This is a genomic window from Bacillus spizizenii TU-B-10, assembly GCF_000227465.1.
Taxonomy (GTDB): domain Bacteria; phylum Bacillota; class Bacilli; order Bacillales; family Bacillaceae; genus Bacillus; species Bacillus spizizenii.
On the sequence record NC_016047.1, the window covers coordinates 4096848 to 4122981 of the forward strand.

Sequence of the window (26134 nt, forward strand, 5' to 3'; positions counted from 1 at the left end):
CCCGGAGGAGGGCGGTCTTTTCTTATCTGTTTTGCGCTGTTCTTGCCGGGCTGGTTTGGGGGATGGCCGAAGAGGAGGAAATAAGCTGAAAAAACAGACTGACAAAGGGCTGTCTTACATAAGATATGTTTATCATTCACAAACTGAGGGTAATTCTTCGTTGCACGATGAACAAAAGGAGGTCTCAATGGAACACTTAGACTTGCATCATATATTCGAACTAGGTTTTTTGTTAGTCATGATTGCAGCCGGGATCACCGCGATTGCCAAGAAGTGCAGGCAGCCTTATCCCATCGCGCTTGTGATTGTCGGAACGATCATTGGACTTGTACATATTCCGCTCTTTGAACCGCTGAAAGATTTTATTACTGAAGGAGAAGTCTTTAACTTCGTCATCATTACGTTGTTCTTGCCGGCTTTATTAGGAGAAGCGGCGCTGAAGCTTCCTTTTTCACACTTGAGAGAAAACAAACGGCCCGTTCTGGCATTGGCCTTCGGCGGTACGCTCATCTCTTTTCTGATCGTCGGCTTTTCTTCCATGTGGCTTATGCATTTGGCCATTCCGGCAGCGTTTGTCTTTGCCGCTCTGATGAGTGCGACAGATCCTGTTAGTGTGCTGTCCATTTTTAAAAGTGTCGGCGCACCGAAAAAGCTTTCGATCGTCGTTGAAGGAGAAAGCCTGTTCAATGACGGACTGGCGGTTGTGCTGTTCAACATTTCCGCTTTTTACTTGATGACCTATTTGGATCTCGGCATCCAAGGCGCCGGTTTAGGCTTGTGGGAGTTTGTCAAAGTCATTTCTCTCGGCCTTATCATCGGAGGCGCTCTTGGATATGTCTTTTCCCAGCTCACCAAGTATTTTGATGATTATCCTTTAGAAATTATTTTTAGTATCATTCTGTTTTACAGTTCATTTCTTTTGGCAGAAATGGCAGGTGCCTCCGGGGTAATCGCCGTCGTTGTCGCCGCGCTTATTTTCGGCAATTATGGCGCCAAAATCGGCATGAGCCCGACGACAAAGCTGAATATCAATAACTTTTGGGATGTCGCCGCCTTGCTCGCGAACTCCCTTGTCTTTTTAATGGTCGGGCTCGAGATCACGAGAATTGACCTGACTGATAAATGGGGATTGGCCATTATGGCGATTGTGATTGTGCTCATCGCCCGAAGTGCCGCCGTCTACATCAGTTTGGCCTTTATCAAAAAATTCCCGGTTACATGGCAGCATACCATCAATTGGGGCGGACTGAAGGGCTCTCTGTCCATTGCACTCGTGCTGAGCCTGCCTCGAGACTTCCCGGGACGTGAAGACATTCTGGTTTTCGCCTTCAGTGTCGTTTTGTTTTCCCTTGTTGTTCAGGGCCTCACCATCAAGCCGCTTCTGGAACGGTTAGGCGTGAATCAAAAAGAAGAAGGTAATCAGGAATACGAGGAATTGCTCGCAAAAGGACATCGCTTAGAAACCGCCATCCAAGAAGTCCAGCAAGTTAAACACAATTTGCTTATACACGAAGCTGTCTCCAGCGAACTGACAGACCAGTATAAAAAAGAGGTCAGCCAGCTGCATCAACAAACAAACAAATTATTCGAAACTTACCCGGAACTCAAAAACAAACAGCAAACCATCTTGAAAAAACACTCGTTATACGCCCAATACCAAGCGATCGAAAACTTATCAAAGGAAGATATCATCTCAAACGAAGTAGCTGAGCAAGAGCAAGCACAGATCATTGATGAAATCGTTCGTTTGGAAAACGATCATTAACACAAAAAAGCAGACTGTCATTAGTCTGCTTTATCTTTTATGATTTAAAAAAATCAACCAGCGGCTGAAAATCCTTTGATAAATCAACGTCATTCGGCTCTGCTTGAAGCAGGCGGTCAATCATGCGCTCCAGTTCCTTCATATCATTTTGATCTGTGTATTCAATGAAGTTTAAGCTTTCGAGCCAATCCCGATACGAATGTTTAGCTTTGCCGTAGCTGTTTCCAAAGACGAGGCAAGGCGTTTTGGTGATAATCGAGAAAATCATCGCGTGAAGGCGGTCGGTAATGACCAATTTACTTGAACCGATGCGGTCAAGCATCTCCATAAAATGCTTTTCACGATCGGCGTAATCAATCATGTCTACCGTATCCAGCACCGTATCAGTACGCTCCGTATAAGTTGTTTTTTCTGCCCATTTCCTCATGTGTGAAATAAAATCTTCGTCAGTCACTTTCTCCTTATCCGCTCTTAAAATAAAGAGAACGCCGTCCCGTTCGAGCTCTCGCGGCACAATATCCAAGGAAAGCACCATGTCCGGTGTAAAGATTACATTGGAGTTGAAGGTCTTTTTTACAACATCCTGTGTCTGCGTCTCACGCGCAGCAATCGTTAAGCTTGGATTTTGATGGTACGCATCCTGTGTTTTTTTCTTTTCTTTATTTCCGTCCTCTGTATCTTCAAAATAAACGGATTGCGGCAGAGAAATCGATTTGTAGTCTTTAAACGCCGAGAAGACCTTTCTTCTGTCTTCCTCAATATCGAGATAGAGGTTTCCTAAATTCCCTCCGCCTGTAAAGCAGACAATATCGTCTTCACGGATGATCTCCTTCACCAGTTCAATGCCCTCATCCGTCGCATAATCCATAATCTCAATGTATTCATAGTACGGAAAATGGTTTTTTATAAATTTCTCTTCCGCATACGCAATCGCTTGGTCACCAATGTTTGTGTAACTCGGGGAACCAAACAAAAATACTTTTCGTTTATCATTTAACAGAGCTTCTGGTTCTACATTTGGCGCAATGCCTTTTACTAGTTTTTTGCCTTTGATTTCTTGTACAGTCATGTCGTCCTCCTTCTGGGATGAATGCCTCATTGTGTGGTTAACTGTCTCTACCCAAAAAGGAGGATGACTATGCATCGGCATGTGCGCAGGCTATATCAGAAACATCGTTTTCGCCAATTTGATGGATGCCGCAATGTCCCGAGCCGTTCTTTCCATATATTCTGCGGCATGTTCAATCGCGTCTTCAAGAGGCACGGATCCGGGAACGATGCTGAAAAGCGCATCGATTCCGTGTTGATAGACGGCATCACTGTCTCGCGATATTGATCCAGCAATGCCAATGACGGGCACATCATATGATTTAGCCGCTTTGGCCACGCCGATCGGCGTTTTTCCGTAAATCGTTTGGCTGTCAATTCGCCCCTCACCGGTAATCACAAGGTCTGCATCTTGAACTTCATTTTCAAAATCAACCGCCTCAAGGACAATATCAATGCCTCTTTTCAGATCAGCATGAAGAAAAACCAACAGACTCCACCCGAGACCGCCCGCTGCGCCGGCGCCCTCTATTTCTCTGCAGGCTGTTCCGAGCACTTTTTCTGCCACATCCGCGAAATGGATCAAGTTCTGATCCAGCACATCCACCATGACTTCTGTCGCGCCTTTTTGCGGCCCGAAAACAGCCGAAGCTCCTCTTGGCCCTGTTAACGGATTGTCCACATCACAAGCGACCTCCAGTTTGACACTATGCAATCTGGAATCAAGCCCGCTTACATCTATTGAGGCAAGCTGAGCTAATGCGCCGCCCCCCGGCCCGATCTCACGGCCTGAGTCATCAAGAAGCCTTCCGCCCAATGCTTGAATCATCCCGGCTCCTCCGTCGTTCGTGGCACTTCCGCCGATCCCGATGATCAAACGCTCTGCGCCCGCATCAAGAGCCGCTCCGATTAATTCTCCCGTTCCCCTTGTTGTGGTGATGAGCGGATTTCGCTTATCAACGGGCACGAGATGCAGCCCTGAGGCGGCAGCCATTTCAATCACAGCTGTTTTCCCATCTCCCATCATGCCAAAAAACGCTTTCACCGGTTCCCCCATCGGTCCTGTGACAACCTGCTCTTTGAACCATCCGCTTGTGGCATCAACCAGAGACTGAACGGTACCCTCACCGCCGTCCGCCATCGGCAATTTTCTGTAATCAGCACCCGGAAAAACCGATTTGAAACCTCTTTCTATCGCGCCAGCGGCCTCCAGAGCTGATAAACTTTCCTTAAAAGAATCAGGTGCAATGATGATTTTCATCCAAATCGCCTCTTTCAAAACATGATTCACTTAACCTATTTATCTACAATGTACCACACCCTAACTGGGAATACATACCATGAATTATGGTAAAAATTTAATTAAAAATTAGTAATGAAAGTGTTTGCATAAACGAAACATTCACGTTATCATACTTGTATACAAGTATACTCCTTGAGTGAGGAAGGTGAGTGTATGCTAGACTCCAAGGACCTGTTGTATCCTGCAAAGTGGCTCTCAAAAGCGTCAACCGGTGTTCGTGTCGCATACGAGCTGAGAATGCGGATCATTTCAGGCATGATTGAAAGCGGTACCATTGTATCAGAAAATACGATCGCCGCTGAGTTTTCCGTAAGCCGTTCACCAGTTCGCGAAGCGTTAAAAATACTCGCATCCGAAAAAATCATCCGCTTAGAACGAATGGGAGCGGTTGTTATTGGGTTAACTGAAAAGGAAATCGCAGAAATTTATGATGTGCGTTTACTAATAGAAACGTTTGTCTTTGAACGGCTTGTCAAAATCGACACTGAGCCTTTAGTTAAGGATCTTAGCAAAATACTTGAAATGATGAAAGTCTCCATCAAATATGAGGACGCTGATGAATTTTCATTTCAAGATGTGCTGTTCCATGAAACGATTATCCGAGCTATCGATCATTCATACATTCAGATGATCTGGAACAATCTAAAACCCGTAATGGAAAGCTTTATTCTCTTATCAATGCGGGTACGGTTAAAGGAAAAATATGAAGATTTCACAAGGATTTTAGATAACCATGAGCTTTACATTCAGGCCATTAAAGAAAAGGATAGGGCGCTGATGATTCAGTCCCTTCACCAAAACTTTGATGATGTGCAAGAAAAGGTAGAAGACCTGTGGCTCTCACAACAAATGCTGGCAAAAGGAGCTGAATACAACAATGACTAGGTATATGTTAGGAATCGATATCGGCACGACAAGCACAAAAGCTGTGTTGTTCAGTGAAAACGGAGACGTGGTACAGAAAGAAAGCATCGGCTACCCGCTCTATACACCGGACATCTCAACAGCTGAACAAAACCCGGAAGAGATTTTTCAGGCAGTCATCCAAACAACAGCGAGAATTACAAAACAGCATCCGGAAAAACAGATCTCATTCATTTCGTTCAGCAGCGCCATGCACAGCGTCATCGCAATCGATGAAAAGGACCAGCCGCTGACGCCATGTATCACATGGGCCGACAACCGGAGCGAGGGCTGGGCGCATAAGATCAAAGATGAATTGAACGGGCATGAGGTGTACAAACGGACAGGAACACCGATCCATCCAATGGCACCTTTAAGCAAAATTGCCTGGATCACGAATGAACAAAAAGAAATCGCTTCCAAAGCAAAAAAATATATCGGCATCAAAGAGTACATTTTTAAACAGCTGTTCAATGAGTATGTCATCGATTACTCATTGGCATCAGCGACAGGCATGATGAACCTGAAAAGCTTGAATTGGGACGAAGAGGCACTGCGTATCGCAGGCATCACGCAGGATCACTTATCCAAACTCGTGCCGACAACCGAGATCTTTCAGCACTGCAGCCCGGAATTAGCGATACAGATGGGAATCGATCCGGAAACACCCTTTGTCATCGGCGCCAGCGACGGCGTACTGTCTAATCTCGGCGTCAACGCCATTAAAAAGGGCGAAATCGCCGTCACCATCGGGACAAGCGGTGCCATCCGCACAATTATTGACCAGCCGCAAACTGATGAAAAGGGACGGATTTTCTGCTACGCCTTAACGGACAAGCATTGGGTTATCGGCGGACCGGTAAACAATGGGGGTATCATCCTTCGCTGGATCAGAGACGAGTTTGCCTCTTCCGAAATCGAGACAGCGACACGGTTGGGCATTGATCCATATGATGTGCTGACGAAGATCGCCGAACGTGTCAGACCTGGTTCTGACGGCCTGCTGTTCCACCCGTACCTCGCCGGCGAACGTGCTCCGTTGTGGAATCCGGATGTACGCGGCTCATTTTTCGGCCTGACTATGTCGCATAAGAAAGAGCATATGATACGGGCGGCATTAGAGGGCGTCATTTACAACCTGTACACGGTGTTCCTTGCGTTAACAGAATGCATGGACGGCCCGGTAACCCGCATTCAGGCGACAGGGGGATTTGCAAGGTCGGAGGTTTGGCGCCAAATGATGTCAGATATCTTCGAATCAGAGGTTGTCGTTCCGGAAAGCTACGAAAGCTCATGTCTCGGCGCCTGCATTTTAGGCCTATATGCAACAGAGAAAATTGATTCATTCGATGTCGTGTCCGACATGGTCGGCAGTACGCACAGACATACGCCGATCGAAGACTCAGCCAAAGAATACAGAAAATTAATGCCGATTTTCATTAACCTATCAAGATCATTAGAAAATCAATATACACAAATTGCAAATTATCAGAGGGACTTAATCACACACAACTAGTACATGACATGAAGGGGAGGGCATTACCATGCCGTTAATCATCGTTGCACTTGGGATCCTAGCTTTACTACTTTTGATTATGGGCTTAAAGTTAAACACATTTATTTCTTTACTGGTCGTATCGTTCGGCGTGGCATTGGCACTCGGGATGCCGTTCGATAAAGTTGTCAGCTCCATTGAAGCAGGAATTGGGGGAACTCTTGGCCACATCGCACTCATCTTCGGACTCGGTGCGATGCTGGGCAAGCTGATCGCAGATTCAGGAGGCGCACAGCGCATTGCGATGACACTCGTCAACAAATTCGGAGAAAAAAACATTCAATGGGCCGTTGTCATTGCCTCATTCATTATCGGTATTGCGTTATTTTTTGAAGTAGGATTGGTTCTATTAATTCCGATTGTATTTGCGATTTCAAGAGAATTGAAGATTTCTATTTTATATCTCGGAATTCCGATGGTCGCAGCACTATCGGTCACACACGGTTTCCTGCCGCCGCACCCCGGACCTACAGCGATTGCTGGTGAGTACGGCGCAAACATTGGGGAAGTGCTGCTGTACGGCTTTATCGTTGCTGTTCCGACAGTGCTTATCGCAGGGCCTTTGTTTACAAAGCTCGCGAAAAAAATCGTTCCTGCCTCATTTGAGAAAAATGGCAATATTGCATCACTTGGTACGCAAAAAACGTTCAAGCTTGAAGAAACACCTGGCTTTGGAGTCAGCGTCTTTACGGCAATGCTTCCAATTATCATCATGTCGGTCGCGACCATTATCGATCTGCTTCAAGAAACAATTGGATTTGCGGATAACGGAGTTTTAGCTTTTATCCGATTGATTGGAAACGCATCGACTGCTATGATTATTTCGTTATTGGTTGCAGTCTATACAATGGGCATCAAACGCAACATTCCAGTCAAAACCGTGATGGACTCTTGTTCAACAGCCATTTCACAAATCGGCATGATGCTTCTGATCATCGGAGGAGGCGGCGCCTTCAAACAAGTGCTGATCAACGGCGGTGTCGGCGATTACGTGGCAGACTTATTCAAAGGTACTGCATTATCGCCAATCGTCTTAGCATGGCTCATCGCGGCGATCCTGCGCATTTCTCTAGGGTCAGCCACCGTTGCCGCGCTAAGCACAACAGGGCTCGTCATTCCGTTATTGGGACATTCTGATGTTAACCTGGCATTAGTCGTGCTAGCAACAGGCGCAGGAAGTGTCATCGCTTCACACGTCAATGATGCCGGCTTCTGGATGTTCAAGGAATACTTCGGATTAAGCATGAAAGAAACATTTGCCACATGGACGTTACTGGAAACGATTATTTCCGTTGCTGGACTGGGATTCATATTATTGTTAAGTTTAGTTGTATGAAATTGATGAAGGAGCTGTAACACATGTTCAATACGATTGGTGTCATAGGCTTAGGCGTAATGGGAAGCAATATCGCCTTAAACATGGCAAACAAAGGTGAAAACGTCGCCGTCTATAATTACACCAGAGATCTAACGGACCAGCTTGTCCAAAAGCTGGATGGACAATCTCTCAACCCATATTACGAGCTTGAAGATTTTGTTCAATCGTTAGAGAAACCAAGAAAAATCTTTTTGATGGTCACAGCGGGAAAACCCGTAGATTCCGTCATCCAATCATTAATGCCTTTACTTGAAGAAGGCGACGTCATCATGGACGGGGGCAACTCCCACTATGAGGACACAGAAAGAAGATATGACGAGCTGAAGGAAAAAGGCATCGGCTACCTGGGAGTCGGCATTTCCGGCGGCGAAGTTGGCGCATTAACAGGGCCTTCCATCATGCCGGGCGGGGATCGCGAAGTCTATGAGAAAGTCGCTCCTATCCTGACGAAAATCGCAGCTCAAGTTGGAGATGATCCGTGCTGTGTCTACATCGGACCAAAAGGGGCAGGGCACTTTACAAAAATGGTACACAACGGCATTGAGTATGCCGACATGCAGCTAATTGCAGAAGCCTATACGTTTCTGAGAGAAACGCTGCGTCTGCCGCTTGATGAAATTGCATCTATTTTTGAAACATGGAATCAAGGTGAGCTGAAAAGCTATTTAATAGAGATTACAGCTGAGATTTTACGCAAAAAAGACGAAAAAACAGGACAGCCTCTGATTGATGTCATCCTTGATAAAACCGGCCAAAAAGGCACCGGAAAATGGACGAGCATGCAGGCGATTGATAATGGCATCCCGTCCACAATCATCACAGAGTCCTTGTTCGCCCGCTACTTGTCATCCTTAAAAGAAGAACGGGTGGCAGCTCAAGACATGTTAGCAGGCCCGGAAGCCGAAGAAAAACATTTAGATAAAGACACTTGGATTGAATACGTCAGACAGGCTCTTTATATGGGGAAAGTATGCGCCTACGCACAAGGCTTTGCCCAATACAAAATGTCATCTGAGCTTTACGGATGGAACCTGCCGCTCAAAGACATCGCCTTGATTTTCCGAGGCGGCTGCATCATTCGCGCAGATTTCCTAAATGTGATCAGCGAAGCATTCAGCGAGCAGCCAAATCTGGCAAACCTGCTGATCGCGCCTTATTTCACAGATAAGCTCCAAGCCTATCAAACAGGCCTGCGAAAAGTCGTTTGCGAGGGCATCAGCACAGGAATCTCATTCCCATGCTTAACCACCGCGCTCTCTTATTACGACGGCTACCGCACAGGACGTTCCAATTCGAACCTCTTGCAGGCGCAGCGCGATTACTTCGGCGCCCATACGTACGAACGGACAGATATGGACGGCGTTTTCCATACGAATTGGTCTGAATAACAGTTATAAAAAAACACGGTCAGTTTCAACTGAACCGTGTTTTTTCATCTATGATTTCTTCTATCTCAAATAACAGGAGACATAAGCTATGTTTTAAATATCATAAACAGTGATACAATAATAGCTAGAAACAATCCCCAAGATCATCATGTGATAGCATGCTTGCTGTTCCGTTCTTTCTGCTATTTGTTTATTGAGAAAAATGATCAAACGATTTGCCCCTTGCTCATTGTGTCATAAAATGTTCAAATGCTTAAACGGACTGACATTCTGATTCACAAAAGTCCCGGAAAACCTTGTCTAATTGAGAATCAACCCTTATTAATATTCTCCTTTTCTATAAAAGGGATGCCTAAATCTTTCCTGTCACACCTTAAATAAAACGAAAAAAAGAATGATATTCATGGGGTTATGGCTTGACAAAAAATATATATTAATTAATAATTCATATATAATTAGAATTATTATTGAAAGCACTTATGCTTTCTAATACATTTTTAGGAGGAATATACATTATGTCTTTAATCGGTAAAGAAGTACTTCCATTCGAAGCAAAAGCATTCAAAAACGGTGAATTCATCGATGTGACAAACGAAGATTTGAAAGGCCAATGGAGCGTATTCTGCTTCTACCCAGCAGATTTCTCTTTCGTATGCCCAACTGAGCTTGAAGATCTTCAAGAACAATACGCTACGCTAAAAGAATTAGGTGTTGAAGTATACTCTATCTCAACAGATACTCACTTCGTACACAAAGGCTGGCATGACAGCTCTGAAAAAATCGGCAAAATCACTTACGCTATGATCGGTGACCCATCTCAAACGATCTCTCGCAACTTCGATGTTCTTGACGAAGAAACTGGTCTTGCTGACCGCGGAACATTCATCATCGATCCAGATGGCGTCATCCAAACTGTAGAAATCAATGCAGGCGGTATCGGCCGTGACGCAAGCAACCTTATCAGCAAAGTAAAAGCAGCACAATACGTTCGTCAAAACCCAGGTGAAGTTTGCCCGGCTAAATGGGAAGAAGGCGGCGAAACTCTTACACCTAGCCTTGATCTAGTAGGTAAAATCTAAGGAGTGCATTCCATTGGTACTTGATGCAAATATCAAAGCACAATTAAATCAATACATGCAGCTAATTGAGAATGATATTGTTCTCAAAGTTAGCGCAGGCGAAGATGACACTTCTAAGGACATGCTGGCTCTCGTTGATGAGCTGGCTTCCATGTCATCAAAAATTTCAGTTGAAAAAACTGAATTAAACAGAACGCCAAGCTTCAGTGTCAATCGTGTCGGAGAAGACACTGGCGTTACATTCGCCGGTATCCCTCTGGGCCACGAATTCACATCATTAGTCTTGGCATTGCTCCAAGTGAGCGGCAGACCGCCTAAGGTAGACCAAAAAGTCATTGATCAGGTGAAAAAGATCAGCGGTGAATACCACTTTGAATCTTATATCAGCCTGACATGCCACAACTGTCCTGACGTTGTACAAGCTTTAAACATGATGAGCGTGCTGAACCCGAACATTACGCACACGATGATCGACGGTGCAGCATACAAATCAGAAGTTGAAAGCAAAAATATCATGGCAGTGCCGACCGTTTACCTGAATGGCGAATCCTTCGGAAGCGGCCGTATGACGCTTGAAGAAATTCTTGCGAAATTGGGCAGCGGCGCAGATGCATCTGAGTTTGCTGACAAAGACCCGTTTGACGTTCTTGTTGTCGGAGGCGGACCTGCTGGCGCAAGTGCAGCCATCTACACTGCGCGTAAAGGCATCCGCACTGGTGTTGTCGCTGAGCGCTTCGGCGGACAGGTTCTCGACACAATGAGCATCGAAAACTTCATCAGCGTCAAAGCGACGGAAGGTCCGAAGCTTGCTGCAAGTCTTGAAGAGCACGTGAAGGAATATGATATTGACGTCATGAACCTTCAGCGCGCAAAACGCCTTGAGAAGAAAGATCTGTTCGAACTTGAACTTGAAAACGGCGCTGTCCTGAAAAGTAAAACAGTGATCCTGTCAACAGGTGCCCGCTGGCGCAATGTCAACGTACCTGGTGAACAAGAGTTCAAAAACAAAGGTGTCGCATACTGCCCGCACTGTGATGGGCCATTGTTTGAAGGCAAAGACGTAGCGGTTATCGGCGGCGGAAACTCTGGAATCGAAGCAGCGATTGACCTTGCAGGTATTGTCAATCACGTTACTGTGCTAGAGTTCGCGCCAGAACTGAAAGCAGACGAAGTCCTGCAAAAACGTCTCTACAGTCTGCCAAACGTCACTGTCGTGAAAAATGCACAAACAAAAGAAATCACAGGCGATCAGAGCGTTAACGGCATCACATACGTAGACCGCGAAACAGGCGAAGAAAAACACGTTGAACTCCAAGGTGTATTCGTCCAAATCGGTCTCGTGCCAAACACAGAATGGTTAGACGGAACGGTTGAACGGAACGACATCGGCGAAATCATCGTCGACAAACACGGTGCAACAAGCGTTCCAGGCTTATTTGCTGCCGGCGACTGCACAGACAGCGCGTACAACCAAATCATTATTTCGATGGGATCAGGTGCAACTGCCGCTCTCGGCGCGTTTGATTACCTTATCCGTAACTAATACAAGAAAGCCGCAATATTGCCAGATTGGCAGCATTGCGGCTTTTATATTTTGTAAAACAGAATACTTTACATAAACTGGTCTGAATCACCAAGGACATATTAAGAAGGCAGTATTTCTTCTAAACAATCTTCACTGATTTTATAAGATTTTGGTCTTCTGCTCGTAAGCTCCACAAATCCTTGCTCTTCTAAATAATCCATAACTTTATTAACAATATGTCTTGATTTACCTGATATTTTCATTAACTCTTGCACCGAAAGCATGACATGATCATTTACAAATACATTAATAGTGATGATGATATAGAAGAGTTCACGTTCATCCTTATAATCAACCCATTGATCACTTTTCATATAGTTTTTAATTCGATTAAGTTTCATTAAATTGAATTCAAGGTCTTCAATTATCCCTTTTTGTCCTGACAGAAGCAATTCCAGCATATTGATTAAATAAAAAGTCATCTCTCCTCGATTTAAAGGGGAGGGAATTTCCTCTAAAGCTTTGTAGTACTTTTCTTTATTCTTATTCACTGCGTAAGAAAACGTAATAGCTGAATACTTTTCCAAATAACTGGATAAATAACTCCCGACGATTAGTCGTCCTGTTCTACCGTTACCATCATAGAAAGGATGAATATATTCATAATAATAATGTGCAACCATATAACGATAAAGCTGTGGATGTGATTCATCATCCAAATAATCAATTAATGCATCCAATGCTTCTGTAATTTTCTGTTCGGAACTAATGCCAATATGAGTAGTTCTATTTCCGTCATTTACCTCAACATATCCTCTCCTAAAAAGCTCTCCATCCGGAGCATCCTCTGCCACGATCTCATCAGCTACCAATTCATCATATAATTTTCTGAAGTCACGAACACTCTTAAAAGAATCAATCTGATCTATAAATTGATATGTCTTCATTAGCCCTACAAATCGCTTATGTTGTGGTTCAGATTGTTCTAGCGCATTAAGAGCTTCTTTCAATTCTTTTTTTGTACTTCGAATCCCCTCAATTTCATTATTGCTCTGTGCTTCATTAATAATTAATTTATTAAAATAAGGTTTAACAACAAATTTAGGTAGTTGTCTAATTAGTGAAGAGATTTTAGAACTATTTAATAACACTTCATTATTCAACTTCATGAGTTCATGGGTATTTACATAAAATAATTCGAATGAATCATTAGTAAGATGACCTTTACGGAATCCGCGTACTGTTAATGATGTAGAATAGCTGCCATAGCTGCTTTTTCTTTTTATGAATTCCTTATCATATGAGTCAGCATCAATTTTATAAAAAAGTTTTGATAATTTCTCATAATTCATACTATCCATCACCTCTCTAATTTAAAATTCATCCCTTTTTTAAATTATATACTCATTATAGACTCTTTTCTAATAAATATTCTTTATTCCTCAAAATAAATCTCTCTGTTTGCTGTTAGTCTGAGAAAAGAACTAAATTATAATCAAAGTATTGAGTCCTAAACAGATACTTTGAACAAAAATGGAATACATTCCTTCAAAGATTTGAAGAAAAGGGGCTGCCGTTAAAAACAAGGCAGACCCCTCAAATGAAATGAACCAACTTGACTGATGGTTGCACAAACAATACGAATCTTTGGGATCAGGTGCAACTGCCGCTCTCGGCGCGTTTGATTACCTTATCCGCAACTAATACAAGAAAGCCGCAATATTGCCAGATTGGCAGCTTGCGGCTTTCTTTTTTATTCCAAAAATATTGCATGTTTTATACAATTGTAATATAGTTGTAATGTTAGTGAATGGTCACTTCACACTCAGCATATTTGCTGTTTTTAAAGCGATACGCACTGATTTCCTATTTAAAGTGCCCTGATACTTTTTGACCTTTTTTTTCAGATCTTTAATGGTTTTTTCCTTTTTGGCATTTTCTAATGCCATAAGCGCTTCCCAGCGTTTCGCTGTTTCTGTGGAACTGCAGCCGCTAACTGTAGTCACAGGCGGAAGAAACTTCGTGTTAGATAGTTTTTCGTCAAAAGGAACGGTATCAGGAATCGCTTTCTCTTGATAAATATGATCCAATTGATTTTGATTCAGGAAGCTGATGAAATGGTCAAAGTTTTGCGCTTGCCGTTTCTCAGGCTGATGAAAATCAAGTGTTTCAATTAATTCTGACAGTTTTGTCTGATCTGTTATCTCATTTGCCATGACATGCGTTAACTGATGGTACTCAGCTAATTCCCGCATTCTTGCATCTTTCGGAAGCAAAAGGCTCGGTGTTCCGGCAATCGTTGCTGCGATATTCCCATGCAGCCTTGCGCCAAAGCTTAAATCAGCTTGTCTCAGGAAATCCAGCCATGTCGGCACATTTAAAAAGAAACGGACTCTATCATTCTGATAAGCTGGGTCTTCCATGCTGACCGGATAATTATCAGCAGGCTTCGCTATCGCAGGAGCACCTGCATACGTCAGAATCATCTCTTTTCGCCATTGCGGGATAAAGTAATGATTCGGGAACTCTTTCATGCTTCTCGTAATGAAGTCCAGTACATGCTTAGGAGACAGCCTTGATGAGTTAACCGTCACCATTGAACCTGGTGTAATATGGGTTTCTCTTATCTTCAGTTCTCTTCCAAACGCATACATAGAAGGACAGCCAATTACCGTATGGTCAATACCTTCACGGAATCCTAATCTGGAAAGGTATTTCGCTGTGATTTCACCGCGGACACCGATCATATTTGATCTCTCCAGCACGGCACTCACAAACGCCTTCACATCTTGATCAAAAGGAAAACCCTCATTTAATTTTGGTTCAAACGGAGCACGCAAACCAACCCCAATCACAACAACCGGAATGGTTAGTTTCTTAATTAATTGGGTATATTTCCGTAAAGAAGGTACAAAATCCTCGCGGAATGCATCTGCCAGCGGAATAATATACATATCATATGTTTTATTAATTTGTTCAGCATCTGCCGGATTAATCCGATAATAATCTGGTGTAATCGTCGTTTCTTCTGTCATCAGCGTACGAAACACACTGTAGGCATATACTAAGTTTCCTACGTTGCCGCCAATGGAGTTGCGAACAATCATTTCAGCTGCATTGAATGTATCAAATGGGGATATGCCAGCTCTTATTAAAATGTTTTTCAATGTGATGTTGCCCCTTCCTCGCCAAATTTTTGTCAGGAGATTTGCTTAGGGAACTCTATCATAATCTTAAAATCTTCAGCCGGACACCCGCTTTCATCCCTTTTTACTCACAAACTCCCTCCCTTTTTTCCGTTCTAATATTAAATTATACAAAAAAGCATCTTACAGGTGAAATCATAACATAGCAATCAGCACTGGTAATCTATTCCCATCATTGGATGTCAGTTCATATCACACCAAAAAACCCGAATCAGGCACTTCAGTAAAAGTACTCGATTCGGGCCAGCAGCTTATAATTCCTCGCCGTTCGTTTGAATGACGTTTTTGTACCACTCAAATGAATCTTTCTTATATCGCTTCATGGATCCGTTTCCTTCATTATCACGATCAACATAGATCATGCCGTAGCGTTTTTTCATTTCCCCTGTTGTGAAGGAGACGATATCAATAATTCCCCACGGCGTGTAGCCAATTAAATCTACACCGTCGTAAGTAACCGCTTTTTCCAATGCTTCAATATGTGATTTCAAATATTGAATTCGTTCCAGATCATGAATCTTGCCGTCTTCCTCCAGCGTATCCACCGCGCCAAAGCCGTTTTCAACGATGAATAACGGGATTTGGTACCGGTCATAAAAACGGTTTAACGTATATCTCAGCCCAGTTGGATCAATTGCCCACCCCCAGTCACTCGATGTGATGTACGGATTTTCGACACCATTCGGCAAGCCGCCGTTGACGATATCGCCCGTATTATCATTTTCCACATCGCTTTTCACAGTTGTGGACATATAATAGCTGAAGCCTAAGTAATCAACGGTTCCGTTTCTTAAAATCTCATCATCGCCGTCTTCAAATGTGATATGATAGCCTTCCCGTTCAAATTCCTTCAACGCGTAGCTTGGATAATAACCGCGAACCTGCACATCCGGGAAGAAATAGCGCTGTCTCATTTCTTCTTCAGCCAGCATCACATCTTCAGGATTGGAGGAGAAAGGATAAATCGGCACGTGTGACACCATGGCCCCAATCTGGAAGTCTGGATTGATGTCTTTTCCTTTTGCCACTGCTAAAGCGCTCGCCACTAATTCGTGGTGCGCCGTTTGGTACATGACTTCCTTGGCGTTTTCGTTTTCTCCAACCACCACACCTGAATTCGTCCATAGGAACAGCGGATTGTTCACGTCCATTTGGTTGTTGATCTCGTTAAATGTCATCCAGTACTTCACTTTATCTTTGTAACGGTTGAAGCAAGCCTCTGCGAAGTTGACGAAGAAGTCCACGACTTTCCGGTTTCTGAAGCCGCCATATTCTCTTGCCAAATGCAGCGGCATTTCAAAATGAGACAGGGTAATGACCGGCTCGATCCCGTGCTTCAGCAATTCATCAAACACATCATCATAGAACTGCAAACCCGCTTCGTTCGGTTCAGCCTCATCGCCTTTCGGAAAAATCCGGCTCCAGCCGATGGACGTCCGCAAGCATTTTAATCCCATTTCTGCAAACAAAGCGATATCTTCCTTGTATCTGTGATAGAAATCAATGGCTTCATGATTCGGATAAAATTCGTTTTCTTCAATAGTGTCAGTGATTTTTCTCGGCACACCGTGCGCACCCGCTGTCATGACATCGACGACACTCGGCCCTTTACCGCCCTGATTCCATCCGCCTTCAAATTGGTGGGCAGCTAAAGCACCGCCCCATAAAAAATCCTTCGTCATGTTTCCCATGTTTCATTCCTCCTCAGCTTACGACTGTAAATAATTTTTGGTCTATCGTACTTTCTTCAAGATCCTCAATGAGAATTTCCTGATACGCATGTGAATTCGTGATGATGACTGGGGTAATCGTTGTTAACCCTTTCTCTTCAATGAAAGCTTTATCAAATTCAACAAGCACTTCGCCTTTTTTGACTGTATCGCCCTCTTTCACCTTCAAGGTAAAAGGAGTGCCGTCTAATGTCACCGTATCCAGTCCGATGTGCACAAGCAATTCGACGCCAGACGCCGAACGAAGGCCGATCGCATGCTTTGTAGGCGCGACCATGACGACGGTTCCGTCAAACGGGGCAAACAATTTATTATCGGATGGCTCAATCGCCAACCCTTGTCCCATTGCACCTGAACTGAATACCTCATCAGGCACGTTAGAAAGCGGGATCACCTTGCCGCTAAACGGAGCATATACGGTTTCTTCATTTGCCTGTGCCGTTTGACCATTTTCCTTTTCCGTCTGTGCAGCAGTATCTTCACCGTAGCCAAAGATCTGAATCAGCACAACAGGGAGAATCATCGCAATCGCAGCACCGATTAAAATGCCCCAAATGGATGTCGGGAATTGTTCATTGATACCATTCACGATCGTCAGCGGTCCCGGAAGTCCCGCATAGGCAAAGTAATACGGATGAAAGAAGCTTGCCACGATTGCGCCAACCGCGCCGGATATACAGCCAAAGATAAACGGCTTCTTAAATCTCAAGGTTACACCATAGATCGCCGGCTCTGTAATGCCAAACAGTCCCGTGATTCCAGCAGAGACGCTGACTTTTCTCGTTTCCTTGTTTCTCGCTTTCAAAATGACGCCAAGCACGGCCCCAACCTGCGCAATGACCGCAATCGTTTGATATGCCTGGAATGAATCTCGACCGTATAAATCAAAGTTTGCCAATACCATCGGCGTGATGCCCCAATGTACACCGAAGATCACGATGACCTGCCAAAAAGCGCCGATGATCGCCCCAGCCAAAGCCGGCACGTTTTCCGCCAAAAAGTTGTAACCGTTTGCAATTCCATTTGCGCCTAATGTTGTCACAGGGCCAATGAGAACAATCGTTAACGGCACCATGATGACCATGCATAGAAACGGAACAAACAACGGTCTGACCACTTCGTTCATTCTCTTATTCAAGAATCGTTCAACATAAGACAACATCCACACTAAAAATAATGGCGGCAGCACGGAAGACGTGTATGTCGTTTGCGATAAAGCAATCCCTAAGAAAGAAATGCTCTTTCCGTCTGCAATTTGAGCCGCCATCTCCGCCCATGTCGGACTGACTAACGCGGCACAGCACGCTACAGCGATATACGTGTTGGTCTTAAAATGCTTTGATGCCGTAATCGCGATAAAAATAGGCAAAAACGTAAACGGCGCCCAAGATATGAAACTGAAAACCTGATAAACTCCTGTTTTCTCAAAACCAGAAAACAATAAGTTAATGATAATTAATGCCCCTTGCAAAATACCAGCAGCGGCCAGAATGTACACAAACGGCGCAAACACAGCTGACATCGTCGCAATAATCCGGTTCAACATCGTTCCTTTATTCTCGCTCTGTTCGCCGGAAAGATCAATATTGACCAGCTTAGAAAATTCCTCGAAGACTTCCCCTACATGCTGTCCAATGACAACCTGGAATTGACCGCTGTTCTCTACAACCGTAATGACGCCGGGCATCGACTTCACGATATCCTTCGCTTTAGGGTTAGATCGCTTCAGCACCAACCGAAGCCTAGTAGCACAGCGAGAAGCTCCTATTACATTCTCTTCCCCGCCTACGGCCTCCAAAATGTCTTTCGCTAGTCTTGTATAATCTCTCACTTTCCCCGACATTTTCACCCACCCCTTTGTTTGGTTACGCTTTCATTATAATTGTACCGGTATAATTTATCAATACCCAAACAAAATATTTGTATACTGACTATGATTGTAAGCGGTTTATGCTATAATTTTGACAAGTGAAACTAAACGAATAAATGAGGAATGCGTATGTTAAAGTACCAGCAAATCGCAGAAGAAATTGAAACATATATAGAAGAGCACGACCTTCAGCAGGGAGATAAACTGCCAGTGCTAGAAACCCTCATGGCCCAATTTGAAGTCAGCAAAAGCACAATCACAAAGTCCCTGGATCTATTAGAGCAAAAAGGCGCAATCTTTCAGCTCAGAGGAAGCGGCATCTTCGTCAGAAAACATAAACGAAAAGGCTACATCAGCCTTCTGTCAAATCAAGGATTTAAAAAAGACCTCGAGGATTTCAATGTCACCTCAAAAGTCATTGAGCTGGACGTGAGAAAGCCGACACCGGAAGCGGCAGAAAACCTAAACATCGGAATTGACGTGGACATCTACTATGTCAAAAGGGTCCGCTACATCAACGGCCAAACCCTTTGCTACGAAGAATCCTATTACAACAAATCCATCGTGACGTATTTAAACAACGAAATCGTCTCCCACTCCATCTTCCATTACATCAGGGAAGGACTGGGATTGAAGATTGGTTTTTCTGATTTGTTTCTGCACGTGGGCCAGCTGAATGAGGAGGAAGCGGAGTATTTGGGGTTAGAGGCTGGACTGCCGAAGCTGTATATAGAAAGTATTTTTCATCTGACGAATGGGCAGCCGTTTGATTACTCGAAGATTTCCTATAATTATGAGCAGTCACAGTTTGTGGTGCAGGCTAATAGTTTTTTGCTGTGACATAACGATTAACCGGAAAGCGAAAGAGACCAAGAACAATTGATTCTTGGTCTTTTGATCAAAGCTGGAGGCCAAGATGCCGGACAAATAAGCTGTACAGTCAGTACACAATCGGTTAGAAAATGTATTAAGTGATGGTCGGAGCCGTTGTATCTTGTTCCAACAAAGGAAGGGAACAGACATATACAAAATCATCATTTCTACAATATTAACCATCCCTTGCCCTATGGATACTATTACAGGTTTCACTAGAGACGAGTATTGTTATGAATCCAATGAATTACTTCATCGTTTTCATTGGCTTTTACTCTATATATGAGAATGTTGAAAGAAAAACAGCGATGAGATTTGGAAAAGTCCAATGCACGAAAGCAAAAAGAGGCCTCTCCTTAACAAAATTCATACACGTAGCCTTTACATAGCATAAAAAAAGCTACTTCCCGAGAAGCAGCTTCCTTTACTAAATGCCCATTTTGATCCATCTAGTTTTAGAAAAGCGAAGTATAATCGCATTTATAATCATGATTGAAACTAAATATAAAATAATGTATAAAATATCATTATTCCCAAGTGTCATGTTGTCAGATTGTAATACTCTTTCTATACGAGGATACATAGTATTACCTGCCTCAAATGGAGCAATAAAACCAAACACTTTATTGCTTACAGCTACTAAAATAACAGAAGTCATCCAATAAACGATGCTTACCCCTATGCTAATTAATATATTTGGACATAGCATGCTTATCGTTCCAATGATGAAAATATACTGCAGTATAACTGCAGAAAATAAAAACAGTAGTAATGTAAAATGTGAAAAATCATGGTACATCAACGATATGATTAGCAGACCTAGCGCGATAAACGCAAAAGATTCCAAAAATAAAACAGCTATCTTCTTATAAAAGAAGGTATAGATGTTTTCCCCTATTAATTTGTAAAAGAGAATATTTTTATTTGAATACTCTCTATTAATAAAGAACGCTATAACAAATGAAAATAACATCAAACCAAACTGGGTTGCAACAGTATAGGAGCTAAAGAAAAACATCTCAGGTGTAACATGGCTGACTTTATCGATTCCAACAAGCAAAAAATACCCCAATAAAAATAAAAATGCGAACATTGATCCTAAAATAATGAAAACTTTGTTGCTAATACTTTTTTTAAACTCTAATTTCATCTTAAGCCCCCACTGTTTTATTACTCATTTATATACACTTCAATTAATTTATCCACCGAATGATATTGTTGGATTTCTTGGTGAGTAAATATAAAATAATCCCCTTCTATCGCCTTTAAATCAGACAAATCATGTGTAATATTAATGATAATCTTCTCTGGGTTCTCCTGAATATACTTGTTTAAGAAGCCATGAATCTCTATAACCGTTTTTTTGTCTAATGAATTCGTTATTTCATCTAAAACAATAATATTTTTATCCTCTAGTAAGAAGCTAAGCAGTTTTAATTTTTGCTTTTGTCCATCACTCAAATTCTTAATAAGCACTTTACCGTCGATATTATCAAGATTAAGTAAATGTGCAATCTTATTTATCTTTTCTGAATCAAACTTTTTACTCAAAAAGTTTAATAAAAAGTCCTTAGAAACATCATTAGGTATATTCGACGAGCTAGATATTAAAGATACATTTTGACGAATATCTCTGCCGATTCGTTTGCTATTATTCAACAAAAAGTCTTTAGCAAGCTGTGATTTACCGACTCCATTTTTTCCGACAACATGGTTGATTTTCCCACTCGAAAAATGTAAGTCAGTGTCCTGAAGTAACGTTTTGCCCTTCACTTTTAAAGTATAATTCGCTATGTTCATATGCATACCCCTAGGAAATATTTACATAAAGAAAGAGCCGCTTCTACTTTGTTAATTGGTAACTACTGTTTTCACTTTTGAGGTACCTCTTTCATTTCCGATTCAGCACTGGAAGAAATGTTTTTTTCGATGATTAATTTGGAGATCTTTTACTCTAGTTTACAATAAATAATATCCAATGTACAACGGAATTTACCGCAAGGCCAACTCCTATAATTTGAATAGTAAGGACTAACCAATGATTTGTTTTAAAGCGGCTATATTCGTCTAAGCCAAGAAAAGCCAAAAGAATTTTGTAACCATCAGAATTCAATATTGGAACTAAGTTCCACAGTAAAGTAGATGAGAATAGCATAAATGCCACCGTTAAGGGTTCACTGGAAATTGTAAAATGATTTATTAGTTCTAAAATATTAATTATAAAATAATTGATAAACAAGCCGAATAAATGAACTATTATCTTTTCATTTCTGGATAGCATGTAGGTTTCATTCAATTGGACATAAAAAGCAGGAAACACATAAAAATTCAGTTTAAATCCAACTTTGTCAAAGTTTTTTCCGAAAAATTTTAAAGAATAAATATGTCCCAGTTCATGAAGCACTATATTCATTATAAAGTAAATAGCTATAATTATCCACATTCCCCATCCAAATATTACAGTGGTTAACTCTTTTTGCAATTTTATCAAATGAATATAATTCAACATGAACATTGTAGCCGTAAAAGATAAGAAGAGGTAAAAAAACTTTGATGACACTTTCTCTTTATAAGTTTTAAAGTTTGATAATTGTTCATCTGTAAGAGAATCTAAGTTTTTCTTATAATAATCTCCACTTGTTTTATCTTTTATAAAAACGTTTTTTTGTACAATCACTTCATATTTTTCATCTTCATACTTCAAAATTTTCATAATAATATTTTTCCATGTGAGGATAAAAGTAGTTTATTTTTTCCGCGGAGTTGAATAGAGAACCACAAACACCACAAATCGAAGAAAATTCATAAGGTATATCAAATTCCTCTATTTTATTGTTTTCTTTTAAAATATCCAAGAACCATTTGAATCCTTCTTTCCTAAGAATAAATAATAGCAAATTTGAATTTAACTTTTCCACTGTTCTTTCAAAATTCTGATTATACTCTTCTCTTAAGGTTATTTTTGTTTCAAAAATAGCGGGTGAACAACACGGATAAATTTCTCCGTCATGATGATATACAATCTCATATCCGGGACAATATAAGGAATCCTCATCATCAAGATTGTAAAACTTATGTATATTTTCTTGTCTAATCCTAGTTCTGGCAGCACCAACTGATATCATTGGAAATTTTGTAATCTTTACACCTAAGATTGAATCACCTAACTCCTCCAAAATATGGTTTGACATCTTGTCTTTAGTAACTGCCATATTAAGGGAAATATCGATATCAGGGTATTTTCTGCTATGTTCTAATATGTTTTTAATACTGGACGATTTAACAAATGGAGCATGGTACTCATCATAACTTATAGTTAAGGCTACGACATTTAACGAATTCATATCATAAAAGTATTCTTGAACCCTTTTCCTGCTGACACCCCAAAACCCATTAGAAATCAAAGTTATTTGTTTTTCATATGGTTTAATGATTTCCATTAGTTCTTTTAAAAATATATAATCTAAAAAAATTTCCCCACCTGTAAAAGAAATCACTTGAATGGTTTTATTTTTTGCAAATTCAGTAACTAAGTCTCTTATATAATCCTTTTCCATCTTAATTGTAGAAGTTGGCGAACTAGAAAAACAACAATGATCACAAGACGCATTACACTTAGAATCTAAATTGATTGATACTGTTTTATCATACATGATTAACCCCCCTGAAAAATGGTAAAGGAGAGTTAAACTCTCCTTTATACCCCCTAATTAATGACCACTTCCAAGAATCCAGCGATTTTCTTTTGATTTCACAAAGTACCAAAGATCATTCACTTTTGCTAACTTCTGTGATTCGTCTAATAGACCCTTAAACTCTAAGTTTTTCACAGGCTCATTGTTTGTGTTTTCCTTTTTCATAATATCCCCTCCTTCTCTACTAATATAACCCAATTATTCCATATAGTCCAATATGAGTCAACACATTAGACTAAAAAATCAGAATAATTCTTCTAGTTCTAGGATATATCACTCATTCGCCATTGATATAGATCCACTGAAACCTATATCATATAGATTAAAAGTCATGTCTCACCTCCGAATCAAAACATCATTAAAAGACTACAACAGGTATACAGATCTTCAAGAAGATAGAAACAAAGACAACAATTACTCCCATTCTTAGTTAATCAAGTAGTGATTAGGGTAAACAAATGATTGTTATCACTATATTAATAATGCAAATTTGATAACAAGAATAAGGAGCTCTGTCCCTTTCAGCCTAACCCCGGACCAAATAGCTCTCTCCGTGAAGACTGTTGTTAAAGGTTTTTTTGAGCTCTCCTGCTTTCTCTCCTTCTTTTCTTAATTCCACGCTCATCTCTGCACCTCTCTCACTCGTTTCAATTGTTTCTAAAAGCAGTTATGCGGTACTATCATATAAAGGTCCAATGTTGAAAAACAATGTCATACTTTTAAATTCACCTTATCATGCAAATGCTCATAAATAGGGGTTTATTCTAAAAAGGGGATGGACGATTTTGGAAAGCAAGTACTTAGATCTACTCGCACAAAAATACGATTGTGAAGAAAAAGTAGTAACAGAAATCATTAATTTGAAAGCGATACTGAACCTGCCAAAGGGAACTGAGCATTTTGTCAGTGATTTGCACGGGGAGTATCAGGCATTCCAGCACGTGCTGCGTAATGGTTCAGGACGAGTCAAAGAGAAGATACGCGACATCTTCAGCGGTGTCATTTACGATAGAGAAATCGATGAATTAGCAGCATTGGTCTATTATCCGGAAGACAAACTGAAGTTAATCAAACATGACTTTGATGCGAAACCAGCATTAAACGAGTGGTATAAAGAAACGATTAATCGAATGATTAAGCTCGTTTCATATTGCTCCTCCAAGTATACCCGCTCCAAATTACGCAAAGCACTGCCTGCCCAGTTTGCTTATATTACGGAGGAGCTGCTATATAAAACAGAACAAGCTGGCAACAAGGAGCAATATTACTCCGAAATCATTGATCAGATCATTGAACTTGGCCAAGCTGATAAGCTGATCACCGGCCTTGCTTACAGCGTTCAGCGACTGGTGGTCGACCATCTGCATGTTGTCGGCGATATTTACGACCGCGGACCACAGCCGGACAGGATTATGGAGGAGCTGATCAACTACCATTCAGTCGATATTCAATGGGGAAATCACGATGTCCTTTGGATCGGCGCCTATTCCGGTTCCAAAGTGTGCCTGGCCAATATTATCCGTATCTGTGCCCGCTACGATAACCTTGATATTATTGAAGACGTGTACGGCATCAACCTGAGACCGCTGCTGAACCTGGCCGAAAAATATTATGACGATAATCCAGCATTTCGCCCAAAAGCAGCCGAAAATAGACCAGAAGCAGAGATTAAGCAAATCACAAAAATCCATCAAGCGATTGCGATGATCCAATTCAAGCTTGAGAGCCCGATTATCAAGAGACGGCCGAACTTTAACATGGAGGAACGGCTGTTACTAGAGAAGATTGATTATGATAAAAATGAAATCACGCTGCATGGAAAAACATATCAGCTGGAAAACACCTGCTTTGCGACAGTGAATCCGGAACAGCCAGATCAGCTATTAGAAGAAGAAGCAGAAGTCATAGACAAGCTGCTATTCTCTGTCCAGCATTCCGAAAAGCTGGGCCGCCATATGAATTTTATGATGAAAAAAGGCAGCCTTTATTTAAAATATAACGGCAACCTGTTGATTCACGGCTGTATTCCTGTCGACGAAAACGGCAATATGGAAACGATGATGATTGAGGATAAACCGTATGCGGGCCGTGAGCTACTCGATGTATTTGAACGGTTCTTAAGAGAAGCGTTTGCCCATCCGGAAGAAACCGATGACCTGGCGACAGATATGGCTTGGTATTTATGGACAGGCGAGTACTCCTCCCTCTTCGGAAAACGCGCCATGACAACATTTGAGCGGTATTTCATCAAAGAGAAGGAAACGCATAAAGAGAAGAAAAACCCGTATTATTATTTACGCGAAGACGAGGCAACCTGCCGAAACATCCTGGCAGAATTCGGCCTCAATCCAGATCATGGCCATATCATCAACGGCCATACACCCGTAAAAGAAATCGAAGGAGAAGACCCAATCAAAGCAAACGGAAAAATGATCGTCATCGACGGCGGCTTCTCCAAAGCCTATCAATCCACAACAGGCATCGCCGGCTACACGCTGCTATACAACTCCTACGGCATGCAGCTCGTCGCCCATAAACACTTCAACTCCAAGGCAGAAGTCCTAAGCACCGGAACCGACGTCTTAACGGTGAAACGATTAGTGGACAAAGAGCTTGAGCGGAAGAAAGTGAAGGAAACGAATGTGGGTGAGGAGTTGTTGCAGGAAGTTGCGATTTTGGAGAGTTTGCGGGAGTATCGGTATATGAAGTGAGGGATGTGGGGTTCAGAGATTATTCTCTGGGCTCTTTTATTAAATTTCTCATTTAGTACAGCAAATTGATAACAAGGTCTGTTTTTCTGCTGGTTGGCAATTGCTT

20 protein-coding genes and 1 pseudogene are annotated in these 26134 nt (G+C 41.9%); 10 read left to right on the forward strand and 11 right to left on the reverse strand.

What is annotated here, in order from left to right:
- Window positions 1-187 precede the first annotated feature (187 nt).
- Window positions 188-1765 (forward strand): Na+/H+ antiporter, encoded by a 1578-nt coding sequence (locus GYO_RS42525; protein ID WP_014115798.1) that lies wholly within the window; start codon window positions 188-190, stop codon window positions 1763-1765.
- 37 nt (window positions 1766-1802) lie between these two features.
- Here GYO_RS42525 and GYO_RS42530 read toward each other — a convergent pair whose 3' ends face one another.
- Together GYO_RS42530 and GYO_RS42535 are read right to left on the reverse strand one after the other, a co-directional pair.
- Window positions 1803-2834, reverse strand: coding sequence for a polysaccharide pyruvyl transferase family protein (locus GYO_RS42530; protein ID WP_014115799.1), 1032 nt, complete (start codon window positions 2832-2834; stop codon window positions 1803-1805).
- A 90-nt stretch (window positions 2835-2924) separates the two neighbouring features.
- Window positions 2925-4073 (reverse strand): glycerate kinase, encoded by a 1149-nt coding sequence (locus tag GYO_RS42535; protein WP_014115800.1) that lies wholly within the window; start codon window positions 4071-4073, stop codon window positions 2925-2927.
- A 195-nt stretch (window positions 4074-4268) separates the two neighbouring features.
- Between GYO_RS42535 and gntR the strand changes: the two genes are divergently transcribed.
- The 6 genes from gntR to ahpF all read left to right on the forward strand — a co-directional run bounded on the left by gntR (window position 4269) and on the right by ahpF (window position 11961).
- Complete coding sequence (gntR, locus tag GYO_RS42540) at window positions 4269-5000, forward strand: gluconate operon transcriptional repressor GntR (RefSeq protein ID WP_014115801.1); 732 nt, start codon at window positions 4269-4271, stop codon at window positions 4998-5000.
- Window positions 4993-6534 (forward strand): gluconokinase, encoded by a 1542-nt coding sequence (gene gntK / locus GYO_RS42545; RefSeq protein WP_014115802.1) that lies wholly within the window; start codon window positions 4993-4995, stop codon window positions 6532-6534. Before gntR ends, gntK begins: the two co-directional genes overlap by 8 nt.
- Before the next feature lie 28 nt (window positions 6535-6562).
- Window positions 6563-7909 (forward strand): gluconate permease GntP, encoded by a 1347-nt coding sequence (gntP, locus tag GYO_RS42550; protein WP_014115803.1) that lies wholly within the window; start codon window positions 6563-6565, stop codon window positions 7907-7909.
- Between the two features lie 23 nt (window positions 7910-7932).
- Window positions 7933-9339 carry a decarboxylating NADP(+)-dependent phosphogluconate dehydrogenase gene (gene gnd / locus GYO_RS42555; protein ID WP_014115804.1) on the forward strand — a complete coding sequence of 469 codons (1407 nt, stop codon included), beginning with the start codon at window positions 7933-7935 and terminating at the stop codon, window positions 9337-9339.
- Window positions 9340-9854: 515 nt separating this feature from the next.
- A complete protein-coding gene (gene ahpC / locus GYO_RS42560) occupies window positions 9855-10418 on the forward strand; it encodes an alkyl hydroperoxide reductase subunit C (protein ID WP_014115806.1) in 564 nt (187 codons plus the stop codon).
- 13 nt (window positions 10419-10431) lie between these two features.
- Window positions 10432-11961, forward strand: a complete 1530-nt coding sequence (gene ahpF, locus GYO_RS42565; RefSeq protein WP_014115807.1) for an alkyl hydroperoxide reductase subunit F — start codon at window positions 10432-10434, stop codon at window positions 11959-11961.
- Between the two features lie 101 nt (window positions 11962-12062).
- Here ahpF and GYO_RS42570 read toward each other — a convergent pair whose 3' ends face one another.
- The 4 genes from GYO_RS42570 to GYO_RS42585 form a co-directional block, all read right to left on the reverse strand.
- A complete protein-coding gene (locus GYO_RS42570; RefSeq protein WP_014115808.1) occupies window positions 12063-13295 on the reverse strand; it encodes a Fic family protein in 1233 nt (410 codons plus the stop codon).
- 462 nt (window positions 13296-13757) lie between these two features.
- Window positions 13758-15110, reverse strand: a complete 1353-nt coding sequence (locus GYO_RS42575; RefSeq protein ID WP_014115810.1) for a polysaccharide pyruvyl transferase family protein — start codon at window positions 15108-15110, stop codon at window positions 13758-13760.
- A 290-nt stretch (window positions 15111-15400) separates the two neighbouring features.
- Window positions 15401-16840, reverse strand: coding sequence for a 6-phospho-beta-glucosidase BglA (gene bglA / locus GYO_RS42580; RefSeq protein ID WP_014115811.1), 1440 nt, complete (start codon window positions 16838-16840; stop codon window positions 15401-15403).
- A 13-nt stretch (window positions 16841-16853) separates the two neighbouring features.
- Window positions 16854-18722 carry a beta-glucoside-specific PTS transporter subunit IIABC gene (locus GYO_RS42585; protein WP_014115812.1) on the reverse strand — a complete coding sequence of 623 codons (1869 nt, stop codon included), beginning with the start codon at window positions 18720-18722 and terminating at the stop codon, window positions 16854-16856.
- Window positions 18723-18878: 156 nt separating this feature from the next.
- On the opposite strand from GYO_RS42585, the gene GYO_RS42590 reads away from it, so the two are divergent.
- Both GYO_RS42590 and GYO_RS44210 read left to right on the forward strand, forming a co-directional pair.
- The gene (locus GYO_RS42590; protein ID WP_014115813.1) at window positions 18879-19589 is read left to right on the forward strand and encodes a GntR family transcriptional regulator; all 711 of its coding nucleotides are present in this window, start codon (window positions 18879-18881) and stop codon (window positions 19587-19589) included.
- A gap of 181 nt (window positions 19590-19770) precedes the next feature.
- Window positions 19771-19934: pseudogene (locus GYO_RS44210) on the forward strand (hypothetical protein).
- 115 nt (window positions 19935-20049) lie between these two features.
- Here the strand turns inward: GYO_RS44210 and yydJ are convergent.
- The 5 genes from yydJ to GYO_RS42620 form a co-directional block, all read right to left on the reverse strand.
- On the reverse strand, window positions 20050-20772 hold the full coding sequence (gene yydJ, locus GYO_RS42600; RefSeq protein ID WP_014115815.1) for a YydJ family epipeptide exporter permease subunit: 723 nt from the start codon (window positions 20770-20772) through the stop codon (window positions 20050-20052).
- A 20-nt stretch (window positions 20773-20792) separates the two neighbouring features.
- Window positions 20793-21422: a YydI family epipeptide exporter ATP-binding subunit gene (gene yydI / locus GYO_RS42605; RefSeq protein ID WP_014115816.1), complete on the reverse strand. Its 630-nt coding sequence runs from the start codon at window positions 21420-21422 to the stop codon at window positions 20793-20795.
- Between the two features lie 154 nt (window positions 21423-21576).
- The gene (gene liaK, locus GYO_RS42610) at window positions 21577-22335 is read right to left on the reverse strand and encodes a zinc metalloprotease LiaK (protein WP_014115817.1); all 759 of its coding nucleotides are present in this window, start codon (window positions 22333-22335) and stop codon (window positions 21577-21579) included.
- On the reverse strand, window positions 22316-23275 hold the full coding sequence (locus GYO_RS42615) for a YydG family radical SAM peptide epimerase (protein ID WP_014115818.1): 960 nt from the start codon (window positions 23273-23275) through the stop codon (window positions 22316-22318). Before GYO_RS42615 ends, liaK begins: the two co-directional genes overlap by 20 nt.
- Window positions 23276-23332: 57 nt before the next feature.
- The gene (locus tag GYO_RS42620) at window positions 23333-23482 is read right to left on the reverse strand and encodes an epipeptide YydF family RiPP (RefSeq protein ID WP_014115819.1); all 150 of its coding nucleotides are present in this window, start codon (window positions 23480-23482) and stop codon (window positions 23333-23335) included.
- A gap of 620 nt (window positions 23483-24102) precedes the next feature.
- On the opposite strand from GYO_RS42620, the gene fbp reads away from it, so the two are divergent.
- On the forward strand, window positions 24103-26028 hold the full coding sequence (gene fbp, locus GYO_RS42625; protein ID WP_014115820.1) for a fructose-1,6-bisphosphatase: 1926 nt from the start codon (window positions 24103-24105) through the stop codon (window positions 26026-26028).
- The last annotated feature ends 106 nt before the right edge of the window (window positions 26029-26134 follow it).

What these genes read in the sequence shown, in the direction of transcription:
- yydJ (WP_014115815.1), bottom strand. Translation starts at nt 20,772, where the DNA reads ATGAAATTAGAGTTTAAAAAAAGTATTAGCAACAAAGTTTTCATTATT.
- gntR (WP_014115801.1), top strand. Translation starts at nt 4,269, where the DNA reads ATGCTAGACTCCAAGGACCTGTTGTATCCTGCAAAGTGGCTCTCAAAA.
- GYO_RS42615 (WP_014115818.1), bottom strand. Translation starts at nt 23,275, where the DNA reads ATGTATGATAAAACAGTATCAATCAATTTAGATTCTAAGTGTAATGCG.
- ahpC (WP_014115806.1), top strand. Translation starts at nt 9,855, where the DNA reads ATGTCTTTAATCGGTAAAGAAGTACTTCCATTCGAAGCAAAAGCATTC.
- gntP (WP_014115803.1), top strand. Translation starts at nt 6,563, where the DNA reads ATGCCGTTAATCATCGTTGCACTTGGGATCCTAGCTTTACTACTTTTG.
- liaK (WP_014115817.1), bottom strand. Translation starts at nt 22,335, where the DNA reads ATGAAAATTTTGAAGTATGAAGATGAAAAATATGAAGTGATTGTACAA.
- GYO_RS42530 (WP_014115799.1), bottom strand. Translation starts at nt 2,834, where the DNA reads ATGACTGTACAAGAAATCAAAGGCAAAAAACTAGTAAAAGGCATTGCG.
- GYO_RS42585 (WP_014115812.1), bottom strand. Translation starts at nt 18,722, where the DNA reads ATGTCGGGGAAAGTGAGAGATTATACAAGACTAGCGAAAGACATTTTG.
- gntK (WP_014115802.1), top strand. Translation starts at nt 4,993, where the DNA reads ATGACTAGGTATATGTTAGGAATCGATATCGGCACGACAAGCACAAAA.
- yydI (WP_014115816.1), bottom strand. Translation starts at nt 21,422, where the DNA reads ATGAACATAGCGAATTATACTTTAAAAGTGAAGGGCAAAACGTTACTT.
- GYO_RS42570 (WP_014115808.1), bottom strand. Translation starts at nt 13,295, where the DNA reads ATGAATTATGAGAAATTATCAAAACTTTTTTATAAAATTGATGCTGAC.
- GYO_RS42590 (WP_014115813.1), top strand. Translation starts at nt 18,879, where the DNA reads ATGTTAAAGTACCAGCAAATCGCAGAAGAAATTGAAACATATATAGAA.
- GYO_RS42620 (WP_014115819.1), bottom strand. Translation starts at nt 23,482, where the DNA reads ATGAAAAAGGAAAACACAAACAATGAGCCTGTGAAAAACTTAGAGTTT.
- GYO_RS42535 (WP_014115800.1), bottom strand. Translation starts at nt 4,073, where the DNA reads ATGAAAATCATCATTGCACCTGATTCTTTTAAGGAAAGTTTATCAGCT.
- gnd (WP_014115804.1), top strand. Translation starts at nt 7,933, where the DNA reads ATGTTCAATACGATTGGTGTCATAGGCTTAGGCGTAATGGGAAGCAAT.
- bglA (WP_014115811.1), bottom strand. Translation starts at nt 16,840, where the DNA reads ATGGGAAACATGACGAAGGATTTTTTATGGGGCGGTGCTTTAGCTGCC.
- GYO_RS42525 (WP_014115798.1), top strand. Translation starts at nt 188, where the DNA reads ATGGAACACTTAGACTTGCATCATATATTCGAACTAGGTTTTTTGTTA.